The sequence below is a fragment of the Acinetobacter sp. YH12233 genome, assembly GCF_013417725.1.
Lineage (GTDB): Bacteria > Pseudomonadota > Gammaproteobacteria > Pseudomonadales > Moraxellaceae > Acinetobacter.
The window spans coordinates 1-1049 of record NZ_VPDK01000094.1; the positions used below are offsets into that span (position 1 = coordinate 1).

Annotated in this window: 1 protein-coding gene and 2 pseudogenes; 1 reads left to right on the forward strand and 2 read right to left on the reverse strand. The window is 42.7% G+C overall.

The features are described 5' to 3' along the window. Positions 1–95, forward strand: a pseudogene (locus FTV12_RS16390) (IS1595 family transposase); the annotation flags it as partial. Positions 96–304: 209 nt separating this feature from the next. Here the strand turns inward: FTV12_RS16390 and FTV12_RS16395 are convergent. Both FTV12_RS16395 and FTV12_RS16400 read right to left on the reverse strand, forming a co-directional pair. Beyond that, positions 305–883, reverse strand: coding sequence for a DUF4126 domain-containing protein (locus FTV12_RS16395; RefSeq protein ID WP_159123693.1), 579 nt, complete (start codon positions 881–883; stop codon positions 305–307). Positions 884–954: 71 nt separating this feature from the next. Beyond that, positions 955–1049: pseudogene (locus FTV12_RS16400) on the reverse strand (IS1595 family transposase); the annotation flags it as partial.

Consider the following 1049-nt stretch of genomic DNA (forward strand, 5'->3'; position numbering starts at 1 on the left):
AAGAGTACTTTGATTATCATCTTAAAGAAACTGAATGGCGTTGGATGAGGGAACCTAATGAGTTAGCAACTGAGCTGTGGAACCTCATTAGGTAAAATTAAGTGTAAATCTGCTAGTCTAGAGCCTTGTTTTTATAAAGTTCAACCACAAATAAAACCATACAAAAATTATGCCTTTTATAATCCCATAATAAAATTATGTCTTTTTTGAATAAAAATCAAGCAATTTAATGAACAAGATGAGGGCCTTTCTTTAAGCAAATATTTCATTAAGAATGAGTGATAAATATTTATTTATCTGATTCTTATAAGGCGGAATTTTCTAGCTTGTTTTTCTTTTTTAGACGTATCCAGCGAATTGCCATGATGGCTAGCATTACAACCAGCAAGGCAGCTAGCACTGGCAAAAGCAATGACAGAATGGATAACAGAATAGCCCCGATCCACTCTCCGGTTGAGAGTACGGGATTCGCAACACCGCCTGTAGTGGCAGTTGATAGTCCACGTGCTGCAACACTGCTCAGTTGCACGGCCCCTGCTGTTCCGCCACCGACAATAATCGCTGCGGCCCAAGCTGCAAACTGGGACATTTCTCCACTGCTGGCAGCCATCGTGGTCAGAGTTCCGGCCAGTATGGCAGCAGGCGTTGCAATTGTATCGATGGCATTGTCCACCCAGGGAATATAATACGCAGCGATTTCACAGAGGGTCGCGATGGCTAAAGCCAGGCAGACTGCCGGCATGGCCAGCCATTCAAAACCGGTCATCGGTTCAAACCAGCCCATCAATGCGGCAATACTCATTATCAGCAAAGGCACAAAAACACGGAAACCAGAGGCTGCACTCAAGCCGATACCGATACATAAACCGAGGATTGTTTCCATGCTGCTTGCCCTTGAGATTTAAGCCATTTTTATAATGTAAAGGCTCTAGACTAGCAGATTTACACTTAATTTTACCTAATGAGGTTCCACAGCTCAGTTGCTAACTCATTAGGTTCCCTCATCCAACGCCATTCAGTTTCTTTAAGATGATAATCAAAGTACTCTT

Coding starts and splice junctions, on each gene's coding strand:
- FTV12_RS16395 (WP_159123693.1), bottom strand. CDS start 883: ATGGAAACAATCCTCGGTTTATGTATCGGTATCGGCTTGAGTGCAGCC.